This window comes from Microbacterium murale (assembly GCF_030815955.1).
Lineage (GTDB): Bacteria > Actinomycetota > Actinomycetes > Actinomycetales > Microbacteriaceae > Microbacterium > Microbacterium murale_A.
Map to the genome: position 1 here is coordinate 2,613,592 of NZ_JAUSXK010000001.1, position 24,031 is coordinate 2,637,622.

Below are 24,031 nucleotides of genomic sequence, written 5' to 3' on the forward strand. Positions count from 1 at the left end.
GTCCGAAACTCGCGCGATAGCGTGATCTGGTGTCGATCGATCGAAGCCGCATCCGCGTCAAGGCCATGCTCGTCGCGCCGAACGCAGCGGGAACTGCGCATGCGGTCAGTCTCAACGCTCCGACTGCGGAGAATCCGAATGGATATCACCGGCTGATCGGTGGCGGTGTCGAGGTCGGCGAGACTCACAGTGCCGCGGTCGAACGTGAGGTGAGCGAAGAGCTGGCGGCGACGATCCGCGATCTGCGCTATCTCGGCGTGGTGGAGAACATCTTCCGGATCGATGGTGAGGTCGGCCACGAGATCGTCTTCGTGTACACGGGGCGCCTCGACCCCGAGCCGGCGGCCACGGGCGCGACACTCATCGAGAGCGACGGGACTGTCGTGCCCGTCGTCTGGCGTCCGTTCGATGACGCGAGAGAGCAACTCCCCGTTTATCCCGCCGAAGTCATGCGGCTGCTCGATACCGTCTGACCCGCGACTCCGACTGCGAGGCCCGCCGGCCGGTCACGCGGCGCCTAGGCTGCTTCGAGCGAAAAGAAGAGGAAACCAGGCGCCGTCGACAAACGCGCGAAGCCCTCCGGGTGAACCGCGCGCGTCTGGCAGGGGCTGAGGCTCAGTGATGCCGGCGACACGGAACCCGGCTGATGCGAAAGCCTCAAGCATCGACTGCAGCGACTTGCGCCAGAACCGCATCGGGGATCCGTTGCCCGCCGATCTCCCACTCGCATCTCGCCGCTACGAGGTGAGGCCGAAGAAGTTCTCGATCTCCTCGCCCATATCGATGTCGTGGTGTGACGGGCCGACGACCAGCGGGCCGGGCGAGGTCGTGCGATTCGGGATCACATGCCCGGTCCCGATCTGCGTGAGCAGCCGCACGCCGTCCCAATCTGCCCGCTCGACGTCACCATCGCGCCGGATCTCGGGTTCACCGGTCGGCGCATAGCCGCGGGCGGTTGCCTCGGCGGACTTCACCATTCCGCGGGTGGCACGGCCGAGCATCTTGGGTGACCCACCGTCGAACGGCATGATCGGGTCGGCGGTTCCATGCACGAGGAGCACGGGGACAGCGCCTGGTTCGACGCCGACGAGCATGAAATCGTCGTCCACGGGTACGCCGGCCGCGATGATCGTCGCGCCGGCGAGGAGAGTGGGTTGTTCTCGCAGGATGCGGTGCAGGAGCTGCCCTCCGTTCGAGTATCCGACCGCGATCGTGGGGCGGTGGAAGCGCCCGACGACGGCGCTCACGAACCCGACGTCGTCGACGCCGTCTTTCTGCGCCCGCGACAACTTCTGCAGACGGGCGTCGTTCCAGGCTCGGCCGTGGCCGTTCAGATAGACGAGGTCGGCGCCGATGCGCTCGGCCAGAGCATCGAGCGTGCGCCCGCTGAAACGCTGCATCGTCCGGCCCTGCTGCGACGAGCCGTGCAGCGCGATCAGCAGGGGAGCGTCGGGCCGGGGCGAGGAAGGGGCGACATGGACGTAACTGCGTCGGCGGCCGGCGACATCGATGAACTCATTGCGTTGAATCCTCATGATGCCAGGCTGGCAGATCGCGCCGATCGGCTGGGCGTGAAATCGGTCTATAGTGTTCGTCGTGAGTCCTGAAGCATCTAGATGACGCCGCGGGTTGAGCCGAAGCTCCCCGCGTCTCTTGGTGACCTCATTTTCACTTTGCTGTGACTGCTGCCATGCCAGCAGTCGCTGCGCGCTCATCTGGATGCAACCATGCCTTTGCTCATCTATGTCCTCACTGTCGCGATCTTCGCCCAAGGCACCAGCGAGTTCATGCTCGCGGGCCTGCTCACTGACATCGCCCACGATTTCTCCGTCTCCGCCGAAACAGTCGGCACGCTGACTTCTGCCTTCGCGGCCGGGATGGTCGTCGGTGCGCCGACGATGGCCGTGCTCGTCGCACGGTTGCCGGCGAGGATCTCGTTGATCGGCTTCCTGCTGGTCTTCCTCGCCGCCCACGTGCTCGGGGCGTTGACCGAGTCGTTCCCCACGCTGCTCGTGACACGTGTCGTCGCGGCATTCGCCTACGCCGGGTTCCTCGCGGTGGCGTTGTCCGCAACCAGGAGCCTGGTTCCGGAGGATCGAATCAACCGCGCGATCGCCGTGCTGCTCGCCGGAACCACCCTCGCCACCATCGTGGGAGTACCCGCCGGTGCTGCGCTCGCGCAACTCGGCGGCTGGCGAGGGACTTTCTGGGCGGTCTGCGTGCTCACCTTGCCCGCACTGGTGATCCTGTTCTTCAACCGCTCGCCGATGACGCGGGGAAACGGTCCGCGTTCCGGCATTCGCTCAGAACTGAACGAGCTGCGTCGCTGGCCGGTGATCGGCTCGGTGCTGCTCGCTGCGCTGTTCAACGCCGGCACGTTCGGCGTATTCACCTTCCTCGGGCTGCTCGGGGTCGACGCCGGCATTCCGGATGCTCTCATTCCATTGCTGCTCGCCGCATTCGGGATCGGCTCCTTCCTCGGGGTCGCGGCAACCGGGCGGTGGGCCGCCGGCCGGGAAAAACGTTGGATCGGAATGGATGGGGCCTTGGCCAGCGTGGGGTGGGCGCTCATGGCGTTGTGCGCCGGTTTTGCTCCCATGCTGTTCGTGCTGTCGTTTCTCGTCGGCGCGCTCTCCTTCGCCGTCGGGTCCGCGCTCATCTCGCGCATCGTGCGGGAGGCGCATGGCGCGCCGCTTCTCGGTGGCTCGTACGCCACGGCGGCACTCAACGTGGGTGCGTTCCTCGGTCCGATCGGTGCCGGTGCGGCATATGCGATGTCGGGTGGCGCGGGTGTCGCCTGGGTCGCGGCAGCGACGGCCGCGTGCGGAACTGCGCTTGTCCCGTTGCTGTGGATCGGACGCCGCCGACCGGTGAGGCACGCGTGACTCAAGAGGCTTGAAACACTTGCCGATATGGGTATATGTTAACTCTCATGGCACGAGCAGCGACGACCTCCGACGTATTCAACGCCATCGCCGAGCCGCAGCGCCGCAGCATTCTGACACTGCTGCGGGCAGGGGAGCGACCGGTCACGGAGGTCGCCGAAGCACTGGGAATGACGCAGCCGGGGGCATCCAAGCATCTGCGAGTGCTCCGCGAAGTCGGCTTGGTGCAAGACCATCGAGCGGGCAAGCAGCGACTTTACGCTCTTGACGCCCGCGGGCTGCAGCACGTCCACGAGTGGACCGGCGGGTTCGAGCAGTTCTGGAACGAGAGCTTCGACCGACTGGATGCATATGTGCAAGAACTCAAGCAGGAGAGGCAAAAGGAGTAGCTGATGAACATGAGTGGACGAGAAGCGCCGGTGCAGTCGACGACGGCCGACCGCGAGATCGTGATCACGCGAGTGATCGACGCCCCACGGGAGCTGGTATTCGAAGCATTCACCGAGGTGCGCCACCTGTCGCAGTGGTGGGGGCCGAACGGGTTCACCACGACCACGCGGGCATTCGAGTTCCACGTCGGCGGGTCATGGGACTTCGTGATGCGTGGGCCGGACGGAACGGACTATCAGGAATGGATCACGTGGACCGAGATCGTTCCGCCGGAGCGGATCGCGATGCTCCATGGCGAGTACCGCGACGACCCGAACTCGTTCGAATCGGTCCTCACGTTCGCATCCGCCGGAGAGGCGACGCGAATCGAGATGCTCACGGTGTTCCCCACCAAAGAACTGCGTGACGAGGCGGTCGAGAAGTTCGGTGCGCTCGAGGGGGGTCAGCAGACGCTGGGCAACCTGGCTGAATACGTCGCGGGATTGGTTCGGAAGGGGGCGGGGCGCTGATGGCCGGGAAGGTGTTCTTCAGCGTTTCGATGTCGCTGGACGGGTTCATCGCCCCCGAATCCTCGGAGGAGTTGATGGGGCAGCAGTGGATGGAACTGCAGCGCTGGGTCTTCAGGCAGCGGCACTTCCGCGAGAACCTCAAGCTCGGAAAGGGCGGCGATGAGGGGCGTGACAACGACATCGTGCGAGAGACGTTCGAGCGCACCGGCGCGAGCGTCATGGGCAAACGCATGTTCGACGCCGGTGAACAGATGTGGCCGGAGGAGGCGCCGTTCCACACGCCGGTCTTCGTCGTGACGCACGAGAAGCGCGACCCCTGGGAGAGGCCGGGTGGCACCACCTTCACGTTCGTGAACGACGGCATCGAGTCAGCGCTCGAACAGGCGCGCGAGGCTGCCGGCGAGCGAGACATCCGCATCGCTGGCGGTGCAGACACGATCGTGCAGTATCTCAATGCGGGCTTGGTCGATGAGTTCCATGTCGCGGTCTCTCCCGTGCTCTTCGGTACCGGAGTGCGCTTGTTCGATGGAGTGGGCGCCGGCCGGGTGGCTCTCGACCTGGTCAGCGCAGAGCCTTCGCCGAGCACGACCCATCTCAGTTACATCGTGCGCGCGAGGTGAGAACGGCACCTACCGGCGAGCCGACGCCACGGAGTCGCCCCGAACCCGCACATGAGCGGTGATGCCCTGAAGCGCAATGCGGAGCTGCGTACGGGCGTGCTTGCGTTGGGTGTTCTCGTCGACTGGCGGGAGGTCAACAGCAACCCCCGCCTGACGAGATCGCTAGTCGCAAGCGGTCTGATCCCAAGCCCTAGGCGCGGATCTCATAGTCGGCATCAGGCCGGGACGCCGCCGACATGTTCGGAAGTCCACTGTCGCCCCCACTCGTCCATCATCTCGACGAGCGGCCGCAATGACTCGCCTTCAGCGGTGAGGGAGTACTCGACACGAGGTGGCACCTGCGCGAACACTTCGCGGTGCACGAGGCCGTCAGACTCCAACTCGCGCAGCTGACGTGTCAGCACGCGGTCAGTGACGCCGCCCACGTCTCGCCGGAGTTCTCCGAACCTGCGCGTGCCGGCGAGCAGCTTCTGCACAATCGTCAGTTTCCAGGATCCTCCGACGATGCTCACCGTCACCTCGACGGGGCACACGGAAGCGGCATGCTCAGTAGCTGCTCTCATCGTGACACTATCCAATCAGTCGGTATAGGACAGCAAAGTGCATACTTCACAAAGCTTGGAGTACGTGATTCGATCGTCGCATGTCCACGAGAAGGCCACAAGCGCTGTACGTCTTTGTCCATCCCGATGAGCGGTCGTTCAATCGGCAACTGTTCGACGCCGGCCGGGCGGCACTCGAACGCACACACGACGTCGTCACGAGCGACCTCTACGGCATGGGGTTCAACCCTGCGCTGACCCGTGCCGACCTCGGTGACTTTGCGCCAGCGGAGGATCCATTCCTGACACGCTGGTCGCGCGCCTACGCCGAAGGCCAGCTTCCGGCGGATGTCCGCATGGAACAGCAGAAACTCCTGGATGCGGACCTCGTGGTCTTCCAGTTTCCGCTCTGGTGGTATTCGGTGCCGGCGATGCTCAAGGGCTGGTTCGATCGTGTCTTCGCATCCGGGTTCGGGTTCGACGTGATCGATCCCGTGACCGGATTGCCGCGCAAGTACGGCGATGGCGTGCTCGTCGGCAAGCGAGCGCTGATCTCGGTGTCGCTGGGTGAGGGCATGAGGTCGATCGCGCCGCGAGGGATCTCGGGCGATCTCGATTCCCTGCTCTTCGGTGTCACTCACGGCACGTTGTTCTACGCCGGGATCGAACCGCTACCACTCCACGTGATCGCAGACGCCGACGACCTCGGTACTGCCGAAGTCGATCGCGAGATCAGGCGATTCACCGATCGCATCGCCGGTCTGGCGGAGGAGACGCCGACTCCGTACCGAACGATGTCGAGCGGCGACTACCGGCCCGGTCGAGCTCTTCGGGAGGAGTTCGCGCCCGGTCGCACAGACCTCGGCATCCATCGCATCGGCCACTGACTCTCGCATAAGGGTTCTGCCGGATGGATGACATCTGGACCTGCGCGCGTCAGACTCGTGTGATGGCTGCATGGGTGCTGCACGTCGATATGGATCAGTTCATCGCCGCGGTGGAGGTACTGCGTCGTCCGGAACTCGCCGGTCTGCCGGTGATCGTCGGCGGGCGAGGCGACCCGACGGAGCGCGCGGTGGTGTCGACGGCATCCTATGAGGCACGCGCGTTCGGCATCGGATCAGGGATGCCGTTGAAGATCGCCGCGCGCAAGGCACCGCCGGATGCCGTGTTCCTCCCGGTCGACCACGCGGCGTACGAGCAGGCATCCGAGGACGTCATGACGGCCCTGCGTGCGCTTCCCGGCGTCGTGCTGGAGGTCATTGGCTGGGACGAGTGCTTCCTCGGCATCGAGACCGACGATCCGGAGGCCACTGCCCGTGAAGCTCAGGCGGCCGTTCTCTCGGCCACGGACCTGCACTGCTCAGTCGGCATCGGGGACAACAAGATCCGTGCCAAGATCGCGACGGAGTTCGGCAAGCCTCGTGGGATCTTCCGGCTCACCGAGGCGAACTGGTTCGAGGTGATGGGGGAGAAGTCCACTCGCGACCTGTGGGGTGTCGGGCCGAAGGTGCACAAGCGCCTGGCTGCGCACGGGATCGGCACGGTGCGTGAGTTGGCCGACTCCGATGCCGAGGAGCTCATCCGCGAGTTCGGCCCGAAGATGGGCGTCTGGTATCACGGTCTAGGCTCCGGTCTCGGGCCCAGTGTCGTCGATGACACGCCCTGGGTTGCGCGCAGCCATAGCCGGGAGACGACCTACCAGCAGAACCTCACGACGCCGTCCGAGGTGGAAGCGGCTGTGCGGGAACTCGCCGGTCATGCCTTCGACGATTGTGCGGCTGAGGGGCGACCGGTCATCCGCGTGCATCTGAAGGTGCGATACGCCCCGTTCGAGACGAAGACGTTCGGACGCAAGCTCCCGGAGCCGGCGACGGATCGGGAGGCGGTTATGGCTGCCGCCGCGGCGCTTGCAGCCACGCTCGATGCCGATCGCGAGGTGAGACTGCTGGGTGTCAGGGCCGAGATGGCGATGCCTGAGACCGGCGACGCGGTTGAACGGACGCCGGTCCGAGGGCGGATCTGAGCGGACCCTTACGGGAACGACACTCCTGTCAGCTTCTCCGACACCTGCCACATCCGCTCTGCATCCTGTTCGCTGCGCAGACGCGAGTAGAGTTTCTGCTCGGCAGGGCCTCCACCGAGGTGGCCGATACCCCGCGGTCCGTACAGACGACCGGCGACGGCATCCGGAGAGGTCGATGCGTAGAGGGCGGGGAGCGCGGCCGTCTCCGGCGTGCCGGCGACGATCCCCCGTTTCGAGGCCCAGCGGATCACACGCACACCGAGGGTGTCCTCGGTGCGTCCGATCTCGTCGCGGGCCGAGAGCAGACTTGTGGGAGCGATGCCAGGATGCGACAGGTTGCTCGTGATGCCCCACCCGTGTGCCTGGCTGCGGCGTTCGAGTTCGAGTCCGAAGAGTCCGAAGGCGATCTTGGACTGACTGTACGCGCGCATGCCGTCGTACGAGCGCTCCCAGTTGACGTCGGCCCAGTTGATCGCGCCCTGGTTCGCGGCGATGCTGATCTGCGACGTCACGCGCGCTCGTCCGGCCCGCAGAAGCGGCAGAAGGTGGGAAGCGAGCGCGAAATGCCCGAGGTGATTGGTGCCGAACTGCAGTTCGAAGCCGTCACGCGTCGTCTGCCGCGTCGGCGGGGTCATGACACCGGCGTTGTTGATGAGCAGATGGACCGGGCGTCCGTCGCGCGCCATGTCTTCGCCGAAGCGTGCGACGGATTCGAGCGATGAGAGATCCAGCGGCAGGATCGTGATCTGCGCGTCGGGCGCCTTCTCGAGGATGCCGGTGACCGCTGCCTCCGCCTTGCGCGTGTTGCGCACCGGGAGGACGAGTTCGGCCCCGGCCAGTGCGAGGCGGGTGACGATCCGCAACCCGATGCCGTCGCTCCCGCCCGTGACGACCGCGCGGCTTCCGGCGAGTGGGGAGATGGTGATGTCGATGTTTCTGCGTGCCATGTGGAATGCTCCTTCGTCGTGCTTCCACTCTCAGTGGCACGCGGATCCGCATCCAGGACTCATCGATCAGTGGATGCGGAGTCGCATGAGTGTCAGGATCGTTGAAGATCAACGGAGGACATGCACGTGATAGACAGAGCCGGTCTGGCTGAGTTCCTGCGTCGACGTCGTGACGTGCTGCAGCCGGAGGACGTCGGTCTTCCGCGTGGACAGCGAAGACGCACCGACGGGCTACGAAGAGAGGAAGTGGCTGCGCTGTGCCATATGTCCTCCGATTACTACGCGCGGCTCGAACGGGGCACCGGACCGCTGCCGTCGGAGCAGATGATCGCCTCGATCGCGCAGGGCCTGCATCTCTCGACCGACGAACGCGACCACCTCTTCCGCCTCGCCGGCCATCGACCGCCGTCGCGTGGCGCGTCGAGCGATCACATCAGCCCCGGCATGCTGCGGATCTTCGACCGGCTGCAGGACACCCCTGCCGAGATCGTGACCGAGCTGGGTGAGACGCTGCGCCAGACGCCTCTCGGCGTCGCGCTCACCGGAGACCTGGCCCACCTGTCCGGGCCTCAGCGCAGCATCGGATTCCGGTGGTTCACCGACCCTCGGTCGCGGGAGCTCTACGATCCGGCCGAGCACGAGTTCCTCGCGCGCCTGTGGGCATCGGGTCTGCGCCAGGTCGCGTCGGTGCGCGGTCCCGAATCGCGCGCGGCGCATCTCGCAGGCCTCCTCCTCGAGAGCAGCGAAGAGTTCCGATCGGTCTGGGATCGGCAGGAGATCGGCGTGCGCCCCAAGGAGACGAAGCGCTTCATCCATCCGGAAGTGGGCCCGCTCGACCTCGCCTGCCAGAACCTGATCGATCCGGCGAGTTCCCACGCTCTGCTGGTCTACACGGCGTCCCCTGGGACGGACAGCTACGAGAAGCTGAGGCTGCTCGCAGTGCTGGCGCCGAGTTCCGTGCGCTGACGGAGAGATGTGCCCATTCGCCCATCGAGTGCGTCTGTGTAGCATCGACAGGAACCCGTGCCACTGTGCGCGGGTTCCGCGGAGGAGGAGGACGATGACGCTGCCCCAGCCCTCCGACGACGCCTGGGTCGATCCGCGCATTCCTGCGCCACCGGTCGCCGACGCGCCATCGATCGCCGTCGCCCCTCGTGACTCGCGCAACGGCCTGGTGCTGGCCCTCGCCATCGTGTGCGCGGTGCTTCTGATCACCACCATCGGCTTCGGTGGAGTCGCCGCATGGCTCTGGTTCGATCGATCGGCCGTCGCCGCGCCGCAGCCGCCCCCCACTCCCACGTCCACCTCGGCAACCGCCGCCGACGAGCCGCAGATCGTGCAGGGCATCGAGGTCTCCACGGTGTCCGACCTCGTATTCGGATCCTTCGCGATGTCGAAGATCACGCCGGATGACTACGTCGGCCTCTACGCGACCGTGACCAACGAGGATCCGGAGCGGGCCGCTGAGCTCTACTTCGACGTCACGGCCTATGCGGAAGATGGCAGCATCCTGGACCGAGGGCCGACGAGTGTGTACATCCTGCCCGGTCAGGTGTCGATGTTCCAGGGTGTGTTCTCCTCCGACATCACCGATGCGGTCTCGATAAGGGTCGAGCAGACCATGGGCGAGTTCGCGGAGCCGATCATGACGGGAGAGGTCACGACCGACAAGATGCTCGGCGGGGAAGGCTACGTGGAAGCCACACTCGTCTCGACGTTGAGTCAGGTGCCCGAGTACCCGGATGTCTACATCGCGGGCTACGTCGACGGCAAGCTGTTCGGGGTCTGTTCCGACATGCCCGACATCCCCTCGAATGCGGGCTTCACGTCCGGTTGCTACCTGGAGGCTGTGTCGGCCGATTCTCAGGCCGAGTTCGCGGAGTTCACCGAGTTCCCGAAGGACGCAGAGTTCGAGGCGTACCTCGCTCTTGACCTCCCCTGGTGACCGCCGAGTCGGCGGCCACCCGAGAAGTGCTGTCGCAGGTCAGTACCAGTTCATCGCCTGCGAGTGACCCCACGCCGAGCAGGGGCTGCCGTACGCGCGCTGGATGTAGTCCAGGCCCCAACGGATCTGCGTGGTCGCGTTGGTCGCCCAGTCGGCGCCGAAACTGGCCATCTTGTCTCCAGGGAGTGACTGAGGGATGCCGGTGGCACCGCCGTCCTCGTTGTAGGCCTCGTAGTTCCAGCCCGATTCCTTCTCCCACAGCGAGTTGAGGCATTCGAATTCACCGCTGCCCCAGCCGTACTGGTCAGCGGCGATGGCTGCGGCGGTCGCCTTGGCGCCGTCGGGAGTGTTCGCGTTCGCGAGGGCAGCAGCTGCGGCTTCCGCAGCCGCAGCCTGCTGGGCAGCTTCGGCTGCGGCTGCTGCCGCTGCCTGACGTTCGCGCAGGGCAGCCGTCTGTGTGGTGACGGAAGCGATCTCGGCGCCTGCCTTGACTCGCACGATGGGCAGCTCCAATGAGGTGAGGGAGTCGACGTCATCGAGATCAGCCATGGCCTCGAGGAGGCCGGATGTGTCGACCGCGGTACTCGCCTCGCCGAGGTCGAGGCCGCTGCTCTCCGCCGCGGAGACAGCAGATGCGGCGTCCGTCAGCGCCGTGCGCCCGGCGACGACGGCCTCGGATGCTGCGGCCGCCTCGATGGCCGACGCCTTTGCATCGACGACGGACGACTGTGCGGTCATGGCCGCGACGGCCGGGGCGGCCACCGCGATTCCGGTGGCGACGAGAACACCGATGGCGAGCGTGATACCGACTTTGCGTCGACGGGCAGGGGAGTGCAACTGGTTCTTGAGCATGACGAACGTAACGGTCCTTAGGGTATCTGCGCCGTTTCGGGACAGCGCGCGCACCTCGGGTCAGGCACGCAAAGTAACGATTGTGCATCACTACTTCTGTGCGGAACCTCCGCGTAGCCTGAATGCCAGGTGTGAGCCCTGGCCGGTGTCAGCGGGTCGCGGCTGCGTTCCGACCTGCAGTTCGCCGCTGCCTCGTCGCCTCGTAGAGGATCGCGGCGGTCGCGTTCGCGGCGTTCAATGAGGTCGCGTGACCCGTCATCGGGATGCGGGTCAGCACGTCGCATGCGTCCTTCCATGCCGCCGACATGCCGGAGTGCTCGTTGCCGGTCACAAGCAGCGTCGGCTTCGTGAGGTCGACATCCCACACGTCGTGCGTACCGTCCTCATCCGTTCCCACGATCTGAATGTCGACGCCGTCGGCGCGCAACTGCTCGATCCATTCGAGAGCGGGGCGGATGCTGGGCAGTCGAACCGTCGGCGTCATGATCGCCGAGCCCGTCGAGGCGCGCAGCGCCCTCGGGTCGTAGGGGTCGGCGGCGTGCCCGGTCACGATGACGCCGTGTCCGCCGAGAGCATCGACCGAACGCACGATCGAACCGATGTTGCCGGGAGAAGCGGGGCGATCGAGGGCGACGTAGAGTGCATCGGCCGGTGTCGGGATCCGGGAGAGGTCGTCTGCGGGAATCGCCACGATCAGCAGCAGCTCCGGTGCCTCCTCCTCGTCTTTCTCACCGAGCTCAGCCATGAGGTCCGGTGCGACGAGCCATGAGGTCGCACCGGCGGACTCCACGGTTGCGATGGTCTCGGAAGCCCACCGAGAGCGACCGTTCACGTGCGTGATCAGCACTGCCCGTACCTCGAGGTCGGACTCCAGGACGAGGTTGATGGGGCGTACGCCCTGCACGATCATCTCGCCGGCGCGATTGCGTTTCGTGCGATTGCCGAGAAGGGTCTCCCAGTACTGGAACGTCGCGTTGCGCGTGGAGACCGCCTTGGTGTTCGAGACCGGCTTGGTGCGGTGCTGGCGGGGTTCCGAAGGCATGGAGACGAGCGTACCCGGAGGCGTGCGAAAAAAATCAGTACTCACTGTTGCTAACTACCGGTACTTAGTGTTACCGTCTACTGGTAGTCAACAACACTGAGTAGATGAAGGAAGTGATCCGATGGGCAACCAGATGACCGAGATGCTCAAGGGCACGCTCGAGGGCATCGTTCTCGCGATCCTGTCCGTCCAGCCGGCGTACGGGTACGAGATCACGGCGCGGCTGCGCGACGAGGGCTTCGCCGAGATCGCTGAGGGCACCGTGTACGCACTGCTCGTCAGAATCGAGCAGAGAGGCCTCGTGGACGTGGAGAAAGTCCCGTCCGAGAAGGGGCCGCCGCGCAAGGTCTACTCCATCAACCCGCAGGGACGGGAACAGCTCGTCGAGTTCTGGGGGACGTGGAGTTTCCTCGTGGAACGCATCGAACACCTACGACACACCGACAACATCACCGACAGCACGACCACCGAAGGGAACTGAGCATGGCAAGCAAGTGGATCGAAGCGGTCACCGGATCGCTCGAGCAGAAGAAGCAGTACAAGCATGACAAGGCCCGCATGGAGGCTCTCTCCGAGCCTTACCGCACCGTCGCAACAGCGATGCACCGGTACTTCATGTACTACGGCGGCATCACCAACGGCGACACCATCACCCAGATGTTCACGGATCTTGTCGACCTGTGGGAGAGGGCAGCCGTCGACGGCACCCCGGTGCGGGACATCGTCGGCGACGACCCGGTGGACTTCACCGAGACGTTCGCAAAGTCCTACCAGGGCAAGGAATGGATCGACAAGGAACGCGCCCGCCTCACCAAGGCGATCGACGGTGCAATCGGAAAGGAGACCCGCTCATGACCACCGCAGCCATCCAGGTGCGCGGCATCCGGAAATCGTTCAAGGACCTCGAGGTGCTGCGCGGCGTCGACTTCGACGTTCAGGCAGGGAGCATCTTCGCGCTTCTCGGCTCGAACGGCGCAGGCAAGACCACGGTCGTGCGGATCCTGTCGACACTGCTCAAGGCCGACGGCGGCAATGCCACCGTTCAGGGCTTCGACGTTGCGAAGGCGCCGAACGAAGTGCGCCAGTCGATCAGTCTGACCGGTCAGTTCGCCGCAGTGGACGAGGTGCTCTCAGGACGGGAGAACCTCATCCTCGTCGCGAAGCTGCGTCATCTGAAGAACCCGGGTGAGATCGCGGACGAATTGCTCGCTCGCTTCTCGCTCACGGATGCCGGCGCCCGCAGGGCGGCGACGTACTCGGGTGGGATGCGTCGCCGGCTCGACATCGCGATGAGCCTGATCGGCAATCCGCCGGTGATCTTCCTCGACGAGCCCACCACGGGTCTTGACCCGCAGGCGCGGATCGAGGTCTGGCAGACCATCAAGGAACTGGCGAAGAACGGCACCACCGTGCTTCTCACCACGCAGTACCTCGATGAGGCGGAGCAGCTTGCCGACCGGATCGCGATCCTGCACAAGGGCACCATCATCCAGAACGGCACGCTCGCCGAGCTCAAGGCGCTTCTCCCATCGGCGAAGGTCGAGTACGTCGAGAAGCAGCCGTCACTCGAGGACGTCTTCCTCGCCCTCGTCGGCGAGACGGGCGAGACCGAAACCGCGGCACCCACAGGAAAGGACCTCTGACATGACTTCCCACGTTCTCAGCGACACCCGCGTCCTCACGGGCCGGTCGCTGACCCACATCCTCCGCAGCCCGGACACCATCATCACCACGGCGGTCACACCGATCGCGCTGATGCTGCTGTTCGTCTACGTTCTGGGCGGCGCGATCAACACCGGTTCCGACGAGTCATACATCAACTACATGCTCCCCGGCATTCTGCTGATCACGATCGCATCCGGCATCGCATACACCGCCTACCGGCTGTTCCTGGATATGCAGGGCGGCATCTTCGAGCGCTTCCAGTCCATGCCGATCGCTCGGTCGAGCGTGCTCTGGGCGCACGTGCTCACCTCGTTGGTGTCGAACATGATCTCGGTCGCGATCGTCATCGGGGTGGCGTTGCTCATGGGGTTCCGCACCGGAGCATCCTTCGGTGCCTGGCTTGCTGTCGTCGGCATCCTGATCCTGTTCACCCTCGCCCTCACCTGGCTTGCGGTGATCGCAGGTCTCTCGGCGAAGACCGTCGATGGAGCGAGTGCATTCAGCTACCCGCTGATCTTCCTCCCGTTCATCAGCTCGGCGTTCGTGCCGACCACCTCGATGCCCGGCCCGGTTGCCTGGTTCGCCGAGCACCAGCCGGTGACCTCGATCGTCAACAGCATCCGCTCGCTGTTCGCCGAGCAGCCTGTGGGCTCGGAGATCTGGGTCGCACTCGCATGGCTCGTCGGCATCCTGGTGGTTGCCTATGGCTTCGCGATCGCCATCTACCGCAAGAAGATCAGCTGATCGTTCACGGCGAGAGCCGAAAGGGCAGTTCGGTGCGGCCGTCGGATTCCGACGACTGCACCGAACTGCCCTTTCGGTGCGCTGGTTACGAATCGCGTACGCGATCGGCGCGAAGATCAGCGCGCCAGAATCCGATAGGGAACTCTGTGCTGGGTTCCCGGTGAGGGGTTCGGCGCGGCCAGGATGTCCAGGATCGTGTCAGAGGCCTGTTCGACACCGTGGTCGACGGTGGAGAAGGTCGGGATGTGGAATCGGCCCTCTTCGATCCCGTCGAAGCCCATGACCCTGACCGATGCGGGCACCGGAATGCGCGCACTGCCGAGCGTATAGAGGGCGCCGAGCGCGAGACTGTCGCTGAAGCAGAGCAGTCCGTCGAAATCAACGCCCGCATCGAGCAGACGCTGGACAGCGACAGATCCTTCGGCTCGATTGAAATGCCCGACGGAGGCGAGCAACGTTGTGTCGATCTCGATCCCGGCATTCGTCAACGCCTGTCGGTATCCGTCGAAGCGCAGTTGCGAGGTCGCCGAAGGGCCGGAGTCCTGCAGGCCGACGACCGCGATACGCCGGCAACCCTGACCTATGAGATGTTCGGTGGCTGCAGCTGCGGCGGAGACGTTGTCGATTCCGACGTGGTGCACGCTCGGCCCTATGAGCGCCTCGGCCTGCTCGCCGATGACGATGAGGGGTGGCGTGGTGCTCCGTCCGGTCAGGTCGTCGGGGGTGAGGCGAAGCGGACTCATCACGATCCCGTCGAGTGCGGGGAACCCCTCTCCTGCCATCATCGCGAGTTCGGCTGCCCGATCTCCGCCGGTCTGCGCCACGAGTACCGTCAGCGAGCGATGCTGAGCCGTCGTGACGAAGCGCGCGGCGAACTCCGCGAAGTAGGGTTCTCGCAGATCGGGAATGACCAGTGCGATCAGTCCGCTGCGGCCATTGCGAAGCTGCCGCGCAGCGAGGTTCGGTCGATAACCGAGGTCGTCTATCGCCTCGAGGATCCGGTCCCGGACTTCATTGCTCACCCATCCGGTGCCGTTGACGACATTTGACACGGACTTCGCGCTCACGCCGACGCGTGCGGCCACATCGGCGAGCGTTACTCGCGCCATCTGGCCCTCCTCATTCCGGTGGCCGCGGTGCTGATTGCGAGGCGCGGGGTCGTTTCAGTTGACTCTAGTTCATCGTGGAACTATGGTGTAGTTCAACGTGGAACTAGACCCTTCGAGTCTGCTCCCCATCCGGTTCTCCAGTGGTGCCCGGAATCCCCCGTTCAACGATGAATACTCGGCGCGCAGCTCGCCGGATGAAGGAGTCACACAGGTGTCACGGATGGCCGCCGAATCAGGAACCTCCGCTCTGCGGGCCAGTGGTCTCGAGACTGCTCGACCCAGGCCGCAGCTCGTTCGTTCCTCCTTCCTCGAGATCGACGGCGAGTGGGGCTTCGCCCACGATGACCAGAATGCGGGAGTCTCCGAAGTATGGTTCGACGGGCGGGCGCTGCCGCGCAGCATCCGCGTTCCTTTCCCCCCTGAGTCGAAGGCATCCGGAATAGCAGACACCGGATATCACCCCGTGGTCTGGTACCGACGAGAGCTCACGGCGGCCGACCTGGAGCAGGTCGGGCACGTGCAGGGTCAGCGATTGCTGGTGCACTTCGGTGCCGTCGACTACCGTGCACGCGTCTGGCTCGACGGCCACGTCGTCGGTGAGCACGAAGGCGGACACACTCCTTTCGTGCTCGACGTGACCGACGCGCTCGCAGACACCGCGACGCATGTGCTCGTGGTGCGCGCGGAAGACGACCCGCACGACGTCGCTCAGCCCAGGGGCAAGCAGGATTGGGAAGAGCATCCGCACGCGATCTGGTACCACCGAACGACCGGTATCTGGCAGCCGGTGTGGCTCGAGTCGGTGCGTCCGCAGCACGTGGTCGGTCTCACGTGGACGAGCGACCTGGCGCACGGCACTGTCACCGTCGAGGTCGAGTTGAGCAGGCGAGTGGAGAGCGGCATCCGCGTCGTCGTTGCTCACGCTGACCGCACGGTCGGCACCGCGTACGCCACGACGAGCGGCACGAGTGCGACGCTGACGCTGTCGCTCGAGGGGCAGGACAACGGTCAGGTGTATGAGCACCTGCTGTGGCGCCCAGAGGCACCGACTCTGCTGGATGCGTGGGTGCACGTCGATGTCGATGGCGAGGAGCAGGACGTCGTCGCCAGCTATCTCGGACTGCGTTCGGTGCGAACCTCCGATGGTGCGTTGCTGATGAACGGCCGTCCGATCGTGCTGCGCTCTGTGCTCAGCCAGGGCTATTGGCCGGAGTCTCACCTCGCCGCACCGTCGGCAGACGCGTTGCGCCGCGAGGCCGAGCTGACGCTCGAACTCGGCTTCAACGCCGTTCGCGTGCATCAGAAGATCGAGGATGACCGCTTCCTCTACTGGGCGGACCGCCTCGGGTTGATGGTGTGGGGCGAGATGCCTGCCACATACTCGTTCACGCGTCGTTCCGTACAGCGCACCACCGCTGAGTGGATCGAGGCGGTCGTCCGCGACCGGAGCCATCCTTCCATCATCACGTGGGTGCCGTTGAACGAGAGCTGGGGAGTGCAGCACATCGCAGAGCGCGCCGATCAGCGGGCATTCGCCGAGGCGATGTACCAGTTGACGAAGGCCATCGACCCGACCAGGCCGGTCATCTCCAACGACGGCTGGGAGCTCGGAACGTCCGATCTGTGGACTCTGCATGACTACGACTCGGACGACGAGGTGCTCAGCCGGCGCTACGACGTCGATGAGGCGCAACTGCGTCGGTATATCGCGGGCATCGGCCCGGCCGGCCGGCAGATTCGCCTGCCTGGAACGACCGACAACGGCGAGCCGATCATGCTCACCGAATTCGGCGGCGTGAAGTGGTCGGTGGACGAGAGTCCTGCGGATTCCTGGGGCTACTCCGAAGCCGATGGGGCAGAGGACTTCGCACAGCGCGTCGGCACGATTCTCGACGCGGTTCGGTCGGGCACCCGAGGTCACCGCGGGCGTGCCGATGGGATGTCCGGCTGGTGCTGGACGCAGCTCACCGACACGCTGCAGGAACGCAACGGGTTGCTGACGGAGAACCGCGAACCGAAGCTCCCGATCGCGCAGCTGCGCGCGCTCATCGAGGGACCGTCGACCCACTGACCTAGCACCATCATCGCGAGAACGTCCTGCTCTCGCCTGGCACCGGGCGATGCCGCCCGACTCAAAGAGGAGAATCACATGTCCAGAAGAATTCCAGCGGTCATCGCGCTCGGTGGCGCAGCTGCACTCATCCTCGCCGGATGCAGCGGCGGTGGGGGAGGAACGCCCGAGTCCGTCGACGTGACATTCGACAACGACACCTCGGCTGAGATCAGCTTCTCATGGTGGGGCAACGAGGATCGGGCTGCTCGCTTTGAGCAGGCCATCGCGTTGTTCAACGAGGAGTATCCGAACGTCGACGTCAAGCGCAACTTCAACGCGTGGGGCGACTACTGGACCGCCAGGAACACCGAGGCCGCGGGCAAAGCGCTCCCGGACGTCGTGATGATGGATGCCGGATACCTTGGCGAATACGCCGACAAGCAGCTGCTGCAGGACCTTTCGCCCTACCGCGACAACCTGCTTCCTCTGGACGGCATACCCGACACCGTCCTCGGCTCAGGAACCGTGGATGACAAACTGCTCAGCGTTCCGCTCGGTACCAACGCCTGGTCGATGATGTACAACAAGGACATCCTCGACGAGTACGGCATCGACTACCCGACCGACGATATGACCTGGGACGAGCTGAACGACCTCATCCTCGAGGTCAATGAAGCGGGCGGTTCCATCGATCCGCGCATCTACGGCGCCGAGGACTACACCGCCGGCTTCCCCAACTTCATCTACGACCTGATGCAGGACGAGAACCCGGTCTTCAACGAAGACGGCACTCCGGCGTTCGACGAAGATGACGTGATCGACTATCTCGACAGCGTCGCCGATCTGCGCGAGGATGCCGAGTTCTACCCGGTGGAGCGCAGCGTGGCCCTCGAGCCCGCCGGCGGATTCCTCGCGGGCGAGACGGCGATCTGGTTCAACTTCTCGACCACCGTGCAGCAGGCGATGAGTGACGCCGGCACCGAGAACATCGGGATGGTGCAGCCGCCGCTTGATAAGGGTCAGGACGCGCACGTTCTCGCTCCGAAGCCCAGCATGCTGCTGAGCATTGCGGCGAACTCCGACCAGCAGCAGGCCGCCGCGGCATTCGTGAACTTCCTCACGACGAATCCAGGGGTGGCCGAGATCTTCGGCACGACCCTCGGCACCCCTCCCACCGAGGAAGGGCGAGCAGCTATCGAACAGACGCCGGCAGACGTCGTCAATCTCGACTACCTCACTTCGGCCGAGGAAGAGCTGACCGCGAGCTACCCGATCCTTCCGGCCGGCTACGGCACCATCGAGGCGAAGTGGGGCGAGCTGCACGAGCAGCTGCGTTACGGCGACATCACCACCGAACAGTTCGCGACGGAGCTCTTCTCCGAGATCTCCATGGTCCTCGGTTCCTGACCTCATACGCATACCTGCTGCCGGGCTGAGACGCCCGGCAGCAGGAGGAAAGGATGCACATATGACTGCGACGGCAACCATCGTCCGACCGCGGGTGCGCGGCGGCAGCGCGCGGGCGAGACAGGAGACCCGCGCCGGATACGCGTTTCTGAGTCCATGGCTCATCGGATTCTTCGTCTTGACGGCAGGGCCGATGCTCGCCTCGCTGTTCCTGTCGTTCACCGACTACAACCTCTTCGCGGCTCCCGAGTTCATCGGTTTCGACAACTACACGCGCATGTTCAACGACCCGAACTTCCTGCAGGCGGTCAAGGTCACCGGGATCTACGTTCTCGTCGGCACTCCGCTGAAGCTTCTCGCGGCGCTCGCCGTCGCCATGCTCCTCAACGCGCCTCGCCGCGGCCAGGGCTTCTACCGCTCGGCGTTCTATCTGCCCTCGTTGATCGGCGGCAGCGTTTCCATCGCGATCGTGTGGAAGGCCATGTTCATCGACGACGGGATAGTGGCGCAGATCACTTCGTTCTTCGGTGGACCACCGGCTTCCGAGGCGGGCTGGGTCGGCGATCCTGCGCGCACGCTGCCGCTGCTCATCCTGCTCACGGTGTGGCAGTTCGGTGCTCCCATGGTGATCTTCCTCGCGGGGCTCAAGCAGGTCCCTGCGGAGCTCTACGAGGCCGCGTCCGTCGATGGCGCCGGCGCCGTGCGTCGATTCTTCTCGATCACGATCCCGATGCTCTCACCGGTGCTCTTCTTCAACCTGCTGCTTGAGACGATCCACGCCTTCCAGGTCTTCAACTCGGCGTACATCATCTCCAACGGCAGCGGAGGCCCAGCCGGATCCACGCTGTTCTACACGCTGTACCTGTATCTGCGCGGCTTCCGCGATTTCCAGATGGGGTACGCCTCGGCGATGGCGTGGGTGCTCGTGATCGTCGTCGGAATCGTCACCTTCATGCTCTTTCGCACATCGAAAGCATGGGTTCACTACGCGGGAGATGAGCGATGACCGTCACCACAGAGACCGAACTGATCACGGCCGGTCCAGGAGGGCCGCGACGCAGATCTGCCGGAACCCGCTGGCGTTCCGGCGGAAAGACACTGGTCTTCCACGTGTTCGCCATCGCCGTCCTCGTCGTCATCCTGTACCCCGCGGTGTGGATGCTGATGTCGTCGTTCAAGCCGGGCAACGAGATCATCGGGTCCGTGAGTCTGATCCCCGAGAACGGCAGCTTCGACAACTACGCCAAAGCGTTGAATGGCATCGGAGGGGTCTCGTTCTGGACCTTCGTGGTCAACTCGCTGATCCTGGCCGTGGGCTCCGTGGTCGGCATCCTCCTCTCATGCTCGATCACGGCCTACGCGTTCGCGCGGATCAACTTCCGCGGCAGTCGGATCTTCTTCGTATGCATGATCGCCACGATGCTGCTGCCGTTCCACGTCGTGATCATCCCGCAGTACATCGTGTTCAACCAGCTCGGCATGATCAATACGTACTGGCCGCTGCTGCTGGGTAAGTTCCTGGCGGCGGACGCCTTCTTCGTCTTCCTGATGATCCAGTTCATCCGTGGACTCCCGAGGGAGCTGGACGAGGCTGCGCGCATCGACGGTGCAGGGCACGTGCGGATCTTCTCCGCAGTGATCCTGCCGCTCATGAAGCCCGCTCTCGTCACGAGCTCGATCTTCGCGTTCATCTGGTCGTGGAACGACTTCTTCGGGCCGCTGTTGTATCTCAAAGACCCAGGCATGTACACGATGCCGCTGGCGTTGCGACTGTACGTCGATCAGACCTCGACGAGCGACTACGGTGCACAGATGGCGATGGCGATCCTCGCGCTGCTGCCGGTGGTGCTGTTCTTCATGGCGTTCCAGCGCTATCTCGTCTCGGGGGTCGCGACCGAGGGACTGAAGGGATGAGCCGCGAGCGCCATTCGCCCGAGACGATGCGGAGGTTCGGGGGCGGTGGCATCTCCGCTTTTGCGGAGATGCTCGTGATCGGACTCGGGATCACAGCGCTTGCGCTGCCGCTCGTCACCCTGGTTCCGGCGCTCGCCGCGGGGACGCGTCATCTCGATGAGCATCTCGAGCATCGGGGCGATTCGCTACGTGACCTGTTCCGGCTGGGCTGGCAGGCGATCCGCGCCGGGTGGCTGTTCGGGCTGGCATCCCTCGCGGTGCTCGCCCTGCTGCTCATCAACGTCGCTCTCGGATTGCAGGGGCTGGTACCCGGTGGTGCTGCTCTCGCCGTCGTCAGCGGAGTGCTCGCCGTCGTCGTCGCTGTGGTGGTCTGTCGGGTCGCGTCACTCTGGTCTCCTGGCCGACGTTGGGCGGACCTGTGGAGATCGGGCCGGACGCTCGCGATCGATGATCCGATCGGCAGTTTCTTCGTGCTTCTCGGGATCCTCGTGAGCGTGACAGTGGTGTGGATGCTGCCGCCTCTGATCGTCATCGCACCGGGTCTGCTCGCCGTCTCGATCGTCGCCGCGGAGCGGCGGCGACGGGCGGTGTCACGGGCAGAGCGAGTCTGACCGGACCCGCGACTGTCAGGAGAACCTATGGACAGTGAGACTGCGCAGTGGAAATCTGGACCTCGTACGCGGGAACACAGCGGGAACAGAGAGGGAGCAGAGATGTTCGAGAATTCCGATGCATTCAGCGGCATGTCGTCAGGCGACATCGCGGCCTCGCGCAGCTTCTACGAAGGCGTGCTCGGCCTCACGGTTGAGGAGGGTATGGGTGGGCTGATCTCCGTCCAGCTCCCGAAGGGCGGCGCCGTGCTGATCTATCCGAAGGAAGATCACCAGCCTGCGACGTTCACCATCCTCAACTTCCCCGTCGAAGACATCGACGCTGTCGTCGACGAACTCGCCGCCAAAGGCGTGACCATGGAGCGGTACGAGGGCATGGGTCAGGACGAGAAGGGGATCATGCGCGGCAAGGCCGCCGACCGCGGTCCCGACATCGCGTGGTTCAAGGACCCGGCAGGCAACATCCTCTCCGTCCTGTCGAGCTGACGCCGCCCATAGCTGATCGCCTCAATCGGACTGCGACGAGAACGAATCCTCGATCGCGACCATCCAGGAGATGCCGAAACGGTCGACGAGCATGCCGAACTCGCCGCCCCAGGGCGCTTCGCCCAGGGGCACGATGGCCGTTCCGCCATCGACGAGGCCGTCCCAGGCGCCGTGCAGGTAGTCGGTATCGACGGAGCCTCCGCTCAGCGATACTGAAATTCCCTGAGGCTTCTCGTACTCCATGCCGGCGGGAGTGTCGGATGCCATGAGCACGAGCCCGCCGGGAGCGTTCAGTTGCGCGTGCATCACGAGGTTCTCCTCGCCCTCGGCAGACCCGCTACCGGGCATATCGCCGAAGGCGCTGACGGCGAGGTCTCCGCCGAGGACGCCCTGGTAGAACTCCATCGCCTCGCGGGCGGTGTCACGGAAAGACAGGTACGGGTTGAGGTTCGGCATGATCGCTCCTTCGTCTGGGTGCGGATGCAACCAGTGTGCGCCGTGCGCTGGCGATACTCAACGGTGTTCAGCGATCGCTCATTCCACGAGCTTGCCCTCGGACGACACCTCCCGCATGAGCGCCTGGATCTCGTCGGGCACGGGTGGGATCTCCTCGCGAGTCGCGCCAGTGGTCGGTGACCACACCAGGTTGACGCGCAGGGCCGGGTCCTCATCAGGGAAGTCGCTGCGGTTGTGGCATCCGCGGGTCTCGCGACGCTCGAGAGCGGCTTCGAGGGTCGCGCGCGCAGCCAGCGCCGACGCCTTCAGATCGAAGGCGTGTGCGAGATCCTGATAACCGGCGATGTCGGGATGGATGCCGATGTCGTTCATCCGTGCCTCGATCTGATCGAGCTCGGCGAGACCCGTGCGCAGCCCTACTTCTGACCGCACGACGCCGGCGTGATCGGTCAACGTGTTGCGGATAGCGCGCTGAAGGCCGCGGACGTTCTCCCGACCGTCTGCAGAGAGAAGATCGTCGATCTCGGCGCGCGCCTGCGCGATCGCCTCGGGAGATCGGCGCTGTGCATCGAGTGCCGCGGCGTGCTCTATCGCCGCCTGACCGACGATCCGGCCGTAGACGAGAAGTTCGATCAGCGAGTTGCCGCCGAGGCGGTTCGCGCCGTGCAGCCCACTGGACGCCTCGCCGATCGCGTAGAGGCCGTCGACGTCTGTGCCGTGGTCCTCTGGGCGCACCCATACGCCGCCCATCGAGTAGTGGGCGGTCGGCGCGATCTCGATCGGGTCCGTGGTGATGTCGAGCATCTGCAGTTCCATCATGGTCTGGTAGACGCGGGGGAGACGGGTCATGATCGTCTCGCGAGGCAGCTGCGATACGTCGAGCCAGACGCCACCGTTCTCTGTGCCGCGGCCCTCTTTGATCTCGGTGTAAGCGGCCAGGGCGACGCGGTCGCGGGTGGAGAGCTCCATCCGCTCCGGGTCGTACTTCTCCATGAAGCGCTCGCCGAGTGCGTTGCGCAGGATCCCGCCCTCCCCGCGCGCGGCTTCGGAGATCAGGGTGCCCGCCGCGCTCTCCGGTTCGATGATGCCGGACGGATGGAACTGCACGAGTTCGGGGTCCCGCAGGCGCGCGCCCGCATCTACGGCCAGACGGAACGAGTCGCCGGTGTTCTCGTCGCGGCGCGACGACGTGCGGCGCCAGATGCGGGTGTGGCCGCCGGCCGCGAGGATCACGGAATCCGCATGGATGAGATAGCGGGTGCCGTCATTCTGATCGAATCCGTACGCACCGAACACGACGTTGTCGCGCACGAGGATGCGAGTGATGTAGACGTTGTCGAGGATCGGTACGTCGAGCTGCTCGGCTCGGCGTACCAGTGTGCGCTGGATCTCCAGCCCGGTGTAGTCACCGGCGAACGCGGTGCGGCGGAAGGTGTGCGCGCCGAAGAAGCGCTGCGAAATGCGCCCGTCGTCCTCGCGCGCGAAGTCCATGCCCCAGCGTTCGAGATCGCGGATGCCTCGCTCGGCCCCCTGCGTCACGACCTCGACCGTATGCGGGTTGGCGAGCAGATAGCTCTCCTTGATGGTGTCGGCAGCGTGCTGCTGCCAGCTGTCGTCGGCATCCATCGTGCCGAGGGCGGCATTGATGCCGCCGGCTGCGAGAGAAGTGTGTGCGTCGTTACGAGGGCGCTTGCCGACAGCCAGCACATCCACGCCGCGCTCGGCGACTTCGATCGCAGCGCGCAGGCCCGACCCTCCGGTGCCGATGACCAGGACGGTGGTGGAGATCTGTCGTTCGCGTGTGCTCATGCTCCAACGCTAAGAACAT

The 24,031-nt window shown here is 65.0% G+C and carries 27 protein-coding genes; 19 read left to right on the forward strand and 8 right to left on the reverse strand.

The window, feature by feature from the left end:
- Positions 1-29 precede the first annotated feature (29 nt).
- Positions 30-473 (forward strand): NUDIX hydrolase, encoded by a 444-nt coding sequence (locus QFZ46_RS12755; RefSeq protein WP_307362040.1) that lies wholly within the window; start codon positions 30-32, stop codon positions 471-473.
- A 264-nt stretch (positions 474-737) separates the two neighbouring features.
- On the opposite strand, the gene QFZ46_RS12760 is transcribed toward QFZ46_RS12755, so the two are convergent.
- On the reverse strand, positions 738-1,535 hold the full coding sequence (locus tag QFZ46_RS12760) for an alpha/beta hydrolase family esterase (RefSeq protein ID WP_307362042.1): 798 nt from the start codon (positions 1,533-1,535) through the stop codon (positions 738-740).
- Positions 1,536-1,727: 192 nt separating this feature from the next.
- Between QFZ46_RS12760 and QFZ46_RS12765 the strand changes: the two genes are divergently transcribed.
- From QFZ46_RS12765 to QFZ46_RS12780, 4 genes are read left to right on the forward strand one after another with little or no spacing between them, the layout of a single operon-like run.
- Complete coding sequence (locus tag QFZ46_RS12765) at positions 1,728-2,885, forward strand: MFS transporter (RefSeq protein ID WP_307362045.1); 1,158 nt, start codon at positions 1,728-1,730, stop codon at positions 2,883-2,885.
- 47 nt (positions 2,886-2,932) lie between these two features.
- On the forward strand, positions 2,933-3,274 hold the full coding sequence (locus QFZ46_RS12770) for an ArsR/SmtB family transcription factor (RefSeq protein WP_307362048.1): 342 nt from the start codon (positions 2,933-2,935) through the stop codon (positions 3,272-3,274).
- A gap of 3 nt (positions 3,275-3,277) precedes the next feature.
- A complete protein-coding gene (locus QFZ46_RS12775) occupies positions 3,278-3,784 on the forward strand; it encodes an SRPBCC family protein (protein ID WP_307362051.1) in 507 nt (168 codons plus the stop codon).
- Positions 3,784-4,404 carry a dihydrofolate reductase family protein gene (locus tag QFZ46_RS12780; RefSeq protein ID WP_307362053.1) on the forward strand — a complete coding sequence of 207 codons (621 nt, stop codon included), beginning with the start codon at positions 3,784-3,786 and terminating at the stop codon, positions 4,402-4,404. Before QFZ46_RS12775 ends, QFZ46_RS12780 begins: the two co-directional genes overlap by 1 nt.
- A gap of 215 nt (positions 4,405-4,619) precedes the next feature.
- Here QFZ46_RS12780 and QFZ46_RS12785 read toward each other — a convergent pair whose 3' ends face one another.
- Positions 4,620-4,967, reverse strand: coding sequence for a winged helix-turn-helix transcriptional regulator (locus tag QFZ46_RS12785; protein WP_307362055.1), 348 nt, complete (start codon positions 4,965-4,967; stop codon positions 4,620-4,622).
- A gap of 80 nt (positions 4,968-5,047) precedes the next feature.
- Here QFZ46_RS12785 and QFZ46_RS12790 point away from each other — a divergent pair, with 80 nt between their 5' ends.
- Positions 5,048-5,833 (forward strand): NAD(P)H-dependent oxidoreductase, encoded by a 786-nt coding sequence (locus QFZ46_RS12790; RefSeq protein ID WP_307362057.1) that lies wholly within the window; start codon positions 5,048-5,050, stop codon positions 5,831-5,833.
- A gap of 62 nt (positions 5,834-5,895) precedes the next feature.
- Positions 5,896-6,972 carry a DNA polymerase IV gene (locus tag QFZ46_RS12795; RefSeq protein ID WP_307362059.1) on the forward strand — a complete coding sequence of 359 codons (1,077 nt, stop codon included), beginning with the start codon at positions 5,896-5,898 and terminating at the stop codon, positions 6,970-6,972.
- 8 nt (positions 6,973-6,980) lie between these two features.
- Here QFZ46_RS12795 and QFZ46_RS12800 read toward each other — a convergent pair whose 3' ends face one another.
- Complete coding sequence (locus tag QFZ46_RS12800) at positions 6,981-7,919, reverse strand: SDR family oxidoreductase (RefSeq protein ID WP_307362061.1); 939 nt, start codon at positions 7,917-7,919, stop codon at positions 6,981-6,983.
- 126 nt (positions 7,920-8,045) lie between these two features.
- Between QFZ46_RS12800 and QFZ46_RS12805 the strand changes: the two genes are divergently transcribed.
- Together QFZ46_RS12805 and QFZ46_RS12810 are read left to right on the forward strand one after the other, a co-directional pair.
- Entirely contained in the window at positions 8,046-8,885 is an 840-nt protein-coding gene (locus QFZ46_RS12805; RefSeq protein ID WP_307362063.1) for a helix-turn-helix transcriptional regulator, read from the forward strand.
- Between the two features lie 94 nt (positions 8,886-8,979).
- Positions 8,980-9,864: a hypothetical protein gene (locus QFZ46_RS12810; protein WP_307362064.1), complete on the forward strand. Its 885-nt coding sequence runs from the start codon at positions 8,980-8,982 to the stop codon at positions 9,862-9,864.
- A 39-nt stretch (positions 9,865-9,903) separates the two neighbouring features.
- On the opposite strand, the gene QFZ46_RS12815 is transcribed toward QFZ46_RS12810, so the two are convergent.
- Together QFZ46_RS12815 and QFZ46_RS12820 are read right to left on the reverse strand one after the other, a co-directional pair.
- A complete protein-coding gene (locus QFZ46_RS12815; protein WP_307362065.1) occupies positions 9,904-10,716 on the reverse strand; it encodes a phospholipase in 813 nt (270 codons plus the stop codon).
- 148 nt (positions 10,717-10,864) lie between these two features.
- Positions 10,865-11,758, reverse strand: a complete 894-nt coding sequence (locus tag QFZ46_RS12820; RefSeq protein WP_307362067.1) for a TrmH family RNA methyltransferase — start codon at positions 11,756-11,758, stop codon at positions 10,865-10,867.
- Between the two features lie 121 nt (positions 11,759-11,879).
- Here QFZ46_RS12820 and QFZ46_RS12825 point away from each other — a divergent pair, with 121 nt between their 5' ends.
- The 4 genes from QFZ46_RS12825 to QFZ46_RS12840 are packed head-to-tail and all read left to right on the forward strand — an operon-like array spanning position 11,880 to position 14,167.
- Positions 11,880-12,239, forward strand: coding sequence for a PadR family transcriptional regulator (locus tag QFZ46_RS12825; protein WP_307362069.1), 360 nt, complete (start codon positions 11,880-11,882; stop codon positions 12,237-12,239).
- Positions 12,240-12,241: 2 nt separating this feature from the next.
- Entirely contained in the window at positions 12,242-12,613 is a 372-nt protein-coding gene (locus QFZ46_RS12830) for a DUF1048 domain-containing protein (protein WP_307362070.1), read from the forward strand.
- On the forward strand, positions 12,610-13,401 hold the full coding sequence (locus tag QFZ46_RS12835) for an ABC transporter ATP-binding protein (RefSeq protein WP_307362071.1): 792 nt from the start codon (positions 12,610-12,612) through the stop codon (positions 13,399-13,401). Before QFZ46_RS12830 ends, QFZ46_RS12835 begins: the two co-directional genes overlap by 4 nt.
- Before the next feature lies 1 nt (position 13,402).
- Positions 13,403-14,167 (forward strand): ABC transporter permease, encoded by a 765-nt coding sequence (locus QFZ46_RS12840; protein WP_307362073.1) that lies wholly within the window; start codon positions 13,403-13,405, stop codon positions 14,165-14,167.
- Between the two features lie 116 nt (positions 14,168-14,283).
- On the opposite strand, the gene QFZ46_RS12845 is transcribed toward QFZ46_RS12840, so the two are convergent.
- Entirely contained in the window at positions 14,284-15,276 is a 993-nt protein-coding gene (locus QFZ46_RS12845; protein ID WP_307362075.1) for a LacI family DNA-binding transcriptional regulator, read from the reverse strand.
- A 220-nt stretch (positions 15,277-15,496) separates the two neighbouring features.
- On the opposite strand from QFZ46_RS12845, the gene QFZ46_RS12850 reads away from it, so the two are divergent.
- The 6 genes from QFZ46_RS12850 (at position 15,497) to QFZ46_RS12875 (ending at position 21,747) form a co-directional block, all read left to right on the forward strand.
- Complete coding sequence (locus QFZ46_RS12850; protein WP_307362077.1) at positions 15,497-17,347, forward strand: glycoside hydrolase family 2 protein; 1,851 nt, start codon at positions 15,497-15,499, stop codon at positions 17,345-17,347.
- A 78-nt stretch (positions 17,348-17,425) separates the two neighbouring features.
- Positions 17,426-18,736 carry an ABC transporter substrate-binding protein gene (locus QFZ46_RS12855; RefSeq protein ID WP_307362079.1) on the forward strand — a complete coding sequence of 437 codons (1,311 nt, stop codon included), beginning with the start codon at positions 17,426-17,428 and terminating at the stop codon, positions 18,734-18,736.
- A 61-nt stretch (positions 18,737-18,797) separates the two neighbouring features.
- The gene (locus QFZ46_RS12860) at positions 18,798-19,742 is read left to right on the forward strand and encodes a carbohydrate ABC transporter permease (RefSeq protein WP_307362081.1); all 945 of its coding nucleotides are present in this window, start codon (positions 18,798-18,800) and stop codon (positions 19,740-19,742) included.
- A complete protein-coding gene (locus QFZ46_RS12865) occupies positions 19,739-20,650 on the forward strand; it encodes a carbohydrate ABC transporter permease (protein ID WP_307362082.1) in 912 nt (303 codons plus the stop codon). Before QFZ46_RS12860 ends, QFZ46_RS12865 begins: the two co-directional genes overlap by 4 nt.
- Positions 20,647-21,261 (forward strand): hypothetical protein, encoded by a 615-nt coding sequence (locus QFZ46_RS12870; protein WP_307362083.1) that lies wholly within the window; start codon positions 20,647-20,649, stop codon positions 21,259-21,261. Before QFZ46_RS12865 ends, QFZ46_RS12870 begins: the two co-directional genes overlap by 4 nt.
- Positions 21,262-21,363: 102 nt before the next feature.
- On the forward strand, positions 21,364-21,747 hold the full coding sequence (locus QFZ46_RS12875; protein WP_307362084.1) for a VOC family protein: 384 nt from the start codon (positions 21,364-21,366) through the stop codon (positions 21,745-21,747).
- A 21-nt stretch (positions 21,748-21,768) separates the two neighbouring features.
- Here QFZ46_RS12875 and QFZ46_RS12880 read toward each other — a convergent pair whose 3' ends face one another.
- Together QFZ46_RS12880 and QFZ46_RS12885 are read right to left on the reverse strand one after the other, a co-directional pair.
- Entirely contained in the window at positions 21,769-22,203 is a 435-nt protein-coding gene (locus QFZ46_RS12880) for a VOC family protein (protein WP_307362086.1), read from the reverse strand.
- A gap of 78 nt (positions 22,204-22,281) precedes the next feature.
- A complete protein-coding gene (locus QFZ46_RS12885; protein ID WP_307362088.1) occupies positions 22,282-24,012 on the reverse strand; it encodes an L-aspartate oxidase in 1,731 nt (576 codons plus the stop codon).
- Between the last annotated feature and the right edge of the window lie 19 nt (positions 24,013-24,031).

Excerpts from the sequence above, each read along its gene's own strand:
- QFZ46_RS12880 (WP_307362086.1), bottom strand. The coding sequence starts at position 22,203 with ATGCCGAACCTCAACCCGTACCTGTCTTTCCGTGACACCGCCCGCGAG.
- QFZ46_RS12875 (WP_307362084.1), top strand. The coding sequence starts at position 21,364 with ATGTTCGAGAATTCCGATGCATTCAGCGGCATGTCGTCAGGCGACATC.
- QFZ46_RS12780 (WP_307362053.1), top strand. The coding sequence starts at position 3,784 with ATGGCCGGGAAGGTGTTCTTCAGCGTTTCGATGTCGCTGGACGGGTTC.
- QFZ46_RS12870 (WP_307362083.1), top strand. The coding sequence starts at position 20,647 with ATGAGCCGCGAGCGCCATTCGCCCGAGACGATGCGGAGGTTCGGGGGC.
- QFZ46_RS12790 (WP_307362057.1), top strand. The coding sequence starts at position 5,048 with ATGTCCACGAGAAGGCCACAAGCGCTGTACGTCTTTGTCCATCCCGAT.
- QFZ46_RS12860 (WP_307362081.1), top strand. The coding sequence starts at position 18,798 with ATGACTGCGACGGCAACCATCGTCCGACCGCGGGTGCGCGGCGGCAGC.
- QFZ46_RS12840 (WP_307362073.1), top strand. The coding sequence starts at position 13,403 with ATGACTTCCCACGTTCTCAGCGACACCCGCGTCCTCACGGGCCGGTCG.
- QFZ46_RS12850 (WP_307362077.1), top strand. The coding sequence starts at position 15,497 with ATGGCCGCCGAATCAGGAACCTCCGCTCTGCGGGCCAGTGGTCTCGAG.
- QFZ46_RS12810 (WP_307362064.1), top strand. The coding sequence starts at position 8,980 with ATGACGCTGCCCCAGCCCTCCGACGACGCCTGGGTCGATCCGCGCATT.
- QFZ46_RS12785 (WP_307362055.1), bottom strand. The coding sequence starts at position 4,967 with ATGAGAGCAGCTACTGAGCATGCCGCTTCCGTGTGCCCCGTCGAGGTG.
- QFZ46_RS12770 (WP_307362048.1), top strand. The coding sequence starts at position 2,933 with ATGGCACGAGCAGCGACGACCTCCGACGTATTCAACGCCATCGCCGAG.
- QFZ46_RS12845 (WP_307362075.1), bottom strand. The coding sequence starts at position 15,276 with ATGGCGCGAGTAACGCTCGCCGATGTGGCCGCACGCGTCGGCGTGAGC.
- QFZ46_RS12820 (WP_307362067.1), bottom strand. The coding sequence starts at position 11,758 with ATGCCTTCGGAACCCCGCCAGCACCGCACCAAGCCGGTCTCGAACACC.
- QFZ46_RS12815 (WP_307362065.1), bottom strand. The coding sequence starts at position 10,716 with ATGCTCAAGAACCAGTTGCACTCCCCTGCCCGTCGACGCAAAGTCGGT.
- QFZ46_RS12855 (WP_307362079.1), top strand. The coding sequence starts at position 17,426 with ATGTCCAGAAGAATTCCAGCGGTCATCGCGCTCGGTGGCGCAGCTGCA.
- QFZ46_RS12800 (WP_307362061.1), bottom strand. The coding sequence starts at position 7,919 with ATGGCACGCAGAAACATCGACATCACCATCTCCCCACTCGCCGGAAGC.
- QFZ46_RS12825 (WP_307362069.1), top strand. The coding sequence starts at position 11,880 with ATGGGCAACCAGATGACCGAGATGCTCAAGGGCACGCTCGAGGGCATC.
- QFZ46_RS12885 (WP_307362088.1), bottom strand. The coding sequence starts at position 24,012 with ATGAGCACACGCGAACGACAGATCTCCACCACCGTCCTGGTCATCGGC.
- QFZ46_RS12865 (WP_307362082.1), top strand. The coding sequence starts at position 19,739 with ATGACCGTCACCACAGAGACCGAACTGATCACGGCCGGTCCAGGAGGG.
- QFZ46_RS12795 (WP_307362059.1), top strand. The coding sequence starts at position 5,896 with ATGGCTGCATGGGTGCTGCACGTCGATATGGATCAGTTCATCGCCGCG.
- QFZ46_RS12830 (WP_307362070.1), top strand. The coding sequence starts at position 12,242 with ATGGCAAGCAAGTGGATCGAAGCGGTCACCGGATCGCTCGAGCAGAAG.
- QFZ46_RS12775 (WP_307362051.1), top strand. The coding sequence starts at position 3,278 with ATGAACATGAGTGGACGAGAAGCGCCGGTGCAGTCGACGACGGCCGAC.
- QFZ46_RS12765 (WP_307362045.1), top strand. The coding sequence starts at position 1,728 with ATGCCTTTGCTCATCTATGTCCTCACTGTCGCGATCTTCGCCCAAGGC.
- QFZ46_RS12835 (WP_307362071.1), top strand. The coding sequence starts at position 12,610 with ATGACCACCGCAGCCATCCAGGTGCGCGGCATCCGGAAATCGTTCAAG.
- QFZ46_RS12760 (WP_307362042.1), bottom strand. The coding sequence starts at position 1,535 with ATGAGGATTCAACGCAATGAGTTCATCGATGTCGCCGGCCGCCGACGC.